This is a genomic window from Acinetobacter sp. YH16038 (assembly GCF_013417275.1).
GTDB lineage: Bacteria > Pseudomonadota > Gammaproteobacteria > Pseudomonadales > Moraxellaceae > Acinetobacter.
Genome location: NZ_VPEG01000070.1, coordinates 1 through 5,413 on the forward strand (window position 1 = coordinate 1; position 5,413 = coordinate 5,413).

The window sequence follows — 5,413 nt, forward strand, 5'->3', positions numbered from 1 at the left end:
ACTTGGATTTCATCCAAGTCAAAGTTTGCGTAAGGGGATTCCCCTTAACCCCAAAAAACTGCTACGCAATTTTTAAAAGCAAAAGCAAAACCACCACAAGGCTAAGGCATGGCAATTTATCACTGTACTACTAAGACCGTTAACCGAAGTTCGGGACGAACTGCAGTTGCATCTATGGCTTACCGTGCAGGAGAAAAATTGAAAGATGAACGGACAGGGTTAACCCATGACTTCACAAGAAAAGAAGGTGTGGTTTATACAGAGATTCTTTCTAACTTGGATACTGAATTAGACCGAAGCCAAGTTTGGAATCTGGCAGAAAAATCTGAGAATCGAAAAGATGCCCGAACCGCACGTGAATGGGTTATCGCTTTACCTGATGAACTGGACGAAGAACAGCGAAAAGAATTGGCTAAAGAGTTTGCCCAATCATTAGTAGACCGTTATGGGGTGATTGCAGATTTAGCCATCCATGCACCCAGCAAAGGAGGGGATGATAAAAACCATCATGCGCATATCTTGCTGACTACACGTAAGGCTGAACTGGATCAAGATCATAATCTGGTGCTAAAGGATAAGACTGATATTGAGTTAAGCAATGCCAAGAGAAAAAGCCTGGGCATGGGAACAAGCCAGGAAGAAATTAAACAGATCCGAGCCACCTGGGCAAACTTAGCCAATCATGCCCTCGAACATGCAGGGTATCGGGAAAGAATCGACCACCGTAGTTATGCCGATCAAGGCAAGGATCTACAAGCTACCATCCATGAGGGTAGTAAAGTTACCCAGATGCGCAGAAAAGGCATAGATACTGAAATTAGCCGTTTTAACGATACGATCAAACAGCAAAACAGCCAACAGCTCCAAAACAAACAACAGCACAAGGAAAAGACCTTAGAACAAGGGTTCAACCATGTTGAGCAAGGTTTCAAACAATGGAAGAAAGATCGGGAAGCACAACGTCTGGAACAAGAGCAAAGACAAAGATTGAAATTGGAACAAGAGCAAAAGATGAAACAGACACAGCGTATTAAATATGAAAGAAGTGGCCCATCGCTATGAGCAACCAAAACGACTTAGACGATCAACTATATATTTTACTGGCCTCCATGAAGGAATATAGAGAGGCCATAGCAGACGATAACAAGCGATTAGAGGTATTTTACAACCAAATCGCTAACGGAGTACTCAATAAGGCTGAAAAATCGCTAGAAAACGCAAATAAGAAACATACAGCTGCATTAAACAATAGTATTCAAGAATTAAACGAAGCTACAAAAAGGCTCAACTTAAAATTTATCATTATTTTTGCCAGCACGTTTGTCGCTGTGATGATGGTATTCATCTTGGCAATATTCTTGTACGTGCCAAGCAAAGATGAAATTAATGAACGTAGAACTGATATGGCTGTACTTAAAAAATATCCACTACAAATTAGAGAAAGTGATGGTGAAACACTAGTCAGAATCATGACGAAAAATTGCTATTCATTTCAGCCAAATAGTGTCAAAGAAAAGACCTATGACTGGTGCCAGATCGACCCTAAAAGATATTAGTTGATCGGTACTTTGCTTGGTTTTTCTCATAGCTAATCAGATTATAGCAAGCGCAAAGTTGCCCGACTTTGAAATATGGCTAAAGCCATATTTCAAAGCATCGAGCTAAATTTTGGTTTCTTATGTCATATCTATTTGCAATGGGAAAAGGCATGCTAAAACATTAAAAGAAGGAATAAATAATGAGAAAGCATTTGATTTTCCTATTTTTTATAATGATGCTTTTTATTTTAGCTATAGTTATTAAGATCGAAAATGATCAGAAAAAAGAGCAACAGTTAAGTAAATTGAAGCTAATTGAAAAGAAAATTAATTAAGTAAAAACTGAGTTATACTTTTTTGATAACGATAATAACTAAGCCCAGAAGACACCTAATCCCAGCACTACACCTGCTGGGATTTTTTTTCTTATGCTTAATTACTTACTTTCCGATATAGATTATGAATGTATGTATTTTACCAATAGGTAAAGTGCAAGGATATAAGATAAAAGAAAGGATGCTTTAAGAAAGCAGTCTAAAAATTACTAATTTTATATAATAATTTTTTTTATTATATATACTTAACTATTTATATCTTAAGACGAATTACCAATGACCGCTATACGATTATTATATGTAAGTAAGTTCAGGTCTAAAATTTATTCTAAGAGTGAACTTTATGAAATTTTAACCGAAGCATTAAAGTTTAATGGAGCAAATCAGATCTATGGGGCTCTTTACTATGGAAATGATTACTTTGTTCAATGTTTAGAGGGGCAAGAAGATAAAGTAAAGCATCTTTTTCATGACAAAATCTTAAAAGATCCGCGTCATGAAAATTGTGAAGTTCTTTATCTTGAGAAGATCAGTACATATCTCTTTTCTAATTGGTATATGAAATATGCCAATATTGATCAGGATATAGTTAAGTTTTTCTCTAAAAATCATAATGATATTTTTAATCCATACTTATTAAATAGCTCTACAATCCCACCTCTTATAGAGTTATTAAGTCAGCATGCAGATAATTTTTCTATATTAAAAAGTAAAGCTTTAATTACTTCGAATCCAATTTGGATTAAAAAATTAGCATAATAGACCTTATACGAAATACAACTGTTTTTCCCTTCAAGATCATTATATTAGAGATTGCTGCCTTGAATCATAGAGCAACAGGGCGGCAACTCCTCTATTTATCATGTTCCAAGTTTGATATTTGATCGTTGTTCCACGGTACTGATTAAATATTTTAATAAAAAACTCATTCTAGTAAGAGCCGAGCAAGTGCCTACGAGCGATCACCTGGTATCAAAATTCATGCGTTTTTCTCTCTGATTACAAAGTCTGTTTTTTAAAGCAAAAAAAGGAAGGGATAACCCTTCCTTTTTTCTATTTAACTGGCTTGTCGATATTCAAACCTTCTTAAAAAATCTTGAATTGCCTGTTCTTTCAACAATTCACTAATTAATAAAGATGGTATGAAGTACACTTTTACTCGCACACGTTTTTTCAGTTTTGAATCTTCAGATAAATAGTGATCTTCAATATTCCATCCATCACTACGTAATTCGCTAATACGACACGCAGAGTAACTAGAATCAATAGACGACCACATATCTTTGTTTTTAACAGGCACCCTATTTAATAAGCGGTGCAAGATATGTGCTTTATGTGTATCTACTGCCGGTAAAACTGGAATCATGATGATTCCTCCATTGTAAAAAATGGAGGTTAATCAGCCTTATCTGTTCGCTAACTTGAACAAATTGTTTATCAATGATAGAATCGTTTATGCATTTTAAACGTAAATCATTAATTCTTATGGCTTTTTTAACCTCCTTTGGTTTGATTTGTTAGCTATTTGATATTAAAGATTTCAAAAAAGGTACTTGTTGACGCAAGTGCCTTTTTTTTGCTTTATTTTCAAACAGTTCAAACTCTAACATAGGAATACATAAAAATATAGTCCCTATGCTCACAGTTTCGCGTATTTCGAACGTTTACATGTAAACATATGGTTGTATACCTATTTTCTTTTAATCGGCCGTAAACAGCCTTACACGAAGAATTAGAATTAATTATAAAAAATTATTTTCAATTGTATTAAATAAAAAATCCTTTTTTATCTTTTTAATAAGCTTTTAAAAGCTTTTAGACCCCCTTCAAACCCTTTATTCATAAGGCTTTCAAACTTTAAAAAACTACAAATGGAGGATATTAAGCTACAAATGGAGGACTAAATCAGTTTTTAAAACTACAAATGGAGGAATTTAAAACTACAAATGGAGGACATTAAGCTACATTATTTTTATTGTAGTTTTGTTAAAAAGCTACAAAAATAATAGCTAAAAAAACAGCAGCTTGGTATTTTGCAAATTACATTGCTCAGTATGTAGTTTTCAAATGGAAGATAAAAAAACCTATCCACCTTCATGGGTGGTCATACAAAATAATATTCAAGAATGCTTTAAAAGCATGTCTATCGATGAAAAGCGTTTATTGGTTTTAGCAAGTCCTATCGCTAGAGTTACCAACGCTACCGAAAAAGACCCCATTACTATTACTGCTGAAAACTTTGCTAAAGAGTGCAATATAAAAACCCACTCTGCATATAAGTCGATGGAGGAAGCTAGTAAGCATATGCTGCGTAGGTACTTTACCTATACAGATGAAAAGGGGAAAAAAGTTTCTTGTTCTTGGGTAATCCGAGCAAAATACGACAATGGAGCAATATCAATTTGCTTTCCTGAGGAAGTTCTTTTAATGCTAAAAGAATTTGATAAGCTCAACCCTTACACCAAATATAAAAAAGAAGTGGTACTCAGACTTAAAAAAGATTATTCCTTTGACCTGTATCATCTTGCCAAGAAATATCAGGGTCTAGGTAAATTTGAATTAAGTTTAGATCGTATAAAAACAGAGTTAGGATTGCCTAAGTCTTATGATCGAATGTCTAATTTAAAAACCCGTGTTTTAGAGCCTTCTTTAGAAGAAATTAACTCTCAAACAGATTTAAATCTAACTTATGAAAATATAAAAGAGGGTAGAACTGTTGTGGGGTTTAGATTCAAAGTTAAAGAAAAATTTGAAAAGCCAAAAATCAACTCAAGTCGAGATATGAATACCGTCGATATGTTTTTCAAAATGACTGATGGGCAAATTAATATGTTTGGAAATCAGCTTGCCAAATTACCGGGCCTATCACATTTAGCTGTTGGTAATGAGAGTTATGAGGCTTTAGCTAGTCGAATTAAAGACATGCTGATAGACCCTGAAAAACAAAAAGAGTTTATTCCACATTTAAGAAGTTTAGGTTTTAAAGGTTAAATAATTTTCTGTCTCGATCTTCTATTAAATACTCGTTGAGTTCAGCGAGTATTTTTTCTCTATTGGCTTCATTGTCATTCATTTTTTTAATCAAATAAGAACCGAGCAAAATTTTGCGTCGAGTATCGTCCTTTCTCTCCTGCTCTTTTTGCTTTGATTTTTCTCTAGCTTCGATAGCTTGTTTATGAGCCTTTAACTGTTTCAGCTTCTCTAACTGGGCTTCAATTTTCTTTTCGAGATTTTCAGCAGATTTTGTCATGATTCAGATTTCGGGATATAGAAAACCACTCAAGCATAAGGCCCTATGAATTGAAATTCAAGCGGGCTATATGCTATCGTGTTTTCATGAAATGCGCACTTACGACTTGGATTTCATCCAAGTCAAAGTTTGCGTAAGGGGATTCCCCTTAACCCCAAAAAACTGCTACGCAATTTTTAAAAGCAAAAGCAAAACCATCACAAGGCTAAGGCATGGCAATTTATCACTGTACGACCAAGACCATTAACCGAAGTTCTGGACGAACTGCGGTAGCATCTATGGCCTATCGT

6 protein-coding genes are annotated in these 5,413 nt (G+C 34.5%); 4 read left to right on the top strand and 2 right to left on the bottom strand.

Annotated elements, in window-relative coordinates:
* The first annotated feature begins 108 nt into the window (after window positions 1-108).
* From mobQ to FTV34_RS16095, 3 genes are all read left to right on the top strand, one after another.
* Window positions 109-1,062 (top strand): MobQ family relaxase, encoded by a 954-nt coding sequence (gene mobQ, locus FTV34_RS16085; protein WP_179991710.1) that lies wholly within the window; start codon window positions 109-111, stop codon window positions 1,060-1,062.
* A complete protein-coding gene (locus FTV34_RS16090; RefSeq protein WP_179991709.1) occupies window positions 1,059-1,556 on the top strand; it encodes a hypothetical protein in 498 nt (165 codons plus the stop codon). The genes mobQ and FTV34_RS16090 overlap by 4 nt, the downstream gene beginning before the upstream one ends.
* 593 nt (window positions 1,557-2,149) lie before the next feature.
* The gene (locus tag FTV34_RS16095; RefSeq protein WP_179995733.1) at window positions 2,150-2,632 is read left to right on the top strand and encodes a BLUF domain-containing protein; all 483 of its coding nucleotides are present in this window, start codon (window positions 2,150-2,152) and stop codon (window positions 2,630-2,632) included.
* A gap of 298 nt (window positions 2,633-2,930) precedes the next feature.
* On the opposite strand, the gene FTV34_RS16100 is transcribed toward FTV34_RS16095, so the two are convergent.
* The gene (locus FTV34_RS16100; protein ID WP_179991713.1) at window positions 2,931-3,239 is read right to left on the bottom strand and encodes a hypothetical protein; all 309 of its coding nucleotides are present in this window, start codon (window positions 3,237-3,239) and stop codon (window positions 2,931-2,933) included.
* Between the two features lie 701 nt (window positions 3,240-3,940).
* On the opposite strand from FTV34_RS16100, the gene FTV34_RS16105 reads away from it, so the two are divergent.
* Window positions 3,941-4,864 (top strand): RepB family plasmid replication initiator protein, encoded by a 924-nt coding sequence (locus tag FTV34_RS16105; RefSeq protein ID WP_179991712.1) that lies wholly within the window; start codon window positions 3,941-3,943, stop codon window positions 4,862-4,864.
* On the opposite strand, the gene FTV34_RS16110 is transcribed toward FTV34_RS16105, so the two are convergent.
* Complete coding sequence (locus tag FTV34_RS16110; protein WP_179991711.1) at window positions 4,854-5,123, bottom strand: mobilization protein; 270 nt, start codon at window positions 5,121-5,123, stop codon at window positions 4,854-4,856. The genes FTV34_RS16105 and FTV34_RS16110 overlap by 11 nt on opposite strands.
* Window positions 5,124-5,413: the final 290 nt, after the last annotated feature.

Coding starts and splice junctions, on each gene's coding strand:
- mobQ (WP_179991710.1), top strand. CDS start 109: ATGGCAATTTATCACTGTACTACTAAGACCGTTAACCGAAGTTCGGGA.
- FTV34_RS16090 (WP_179991709.1), top strand. CDS start 1,059: ATGAGCAACCAAAACGACTTAGACGATCAACTATATATTTTACTGGCC.
- FTV34_RS16095 (WP_179995733.1), top strand. CDS start 2,150: ATGACCGCTATACGATTATTATATGTAAGTAAGTTCAGGTCTAAAATT.
- FTV34_RS16100 (WP_179991713.1), bottom strand. CDS start 3,239: ATGATTCCAGTTTTACCGGCAGTAGATACACATAAAGCACATATCTTG.
- FTV34_RS16105 (WP_179991712.1), top strand. CDS start 3,941: ATGGAAGATAAAAAAACCTATCCACCTTCATGGGTGGTCATACAAAAT.
- FTV34_RS16110 (WP_179991711.1), bottom strand. CDS start 5,123: ATGACAAAATCTGCTGAAAATCTCGAAAAGAAAATTGAAGCCCAGTTA.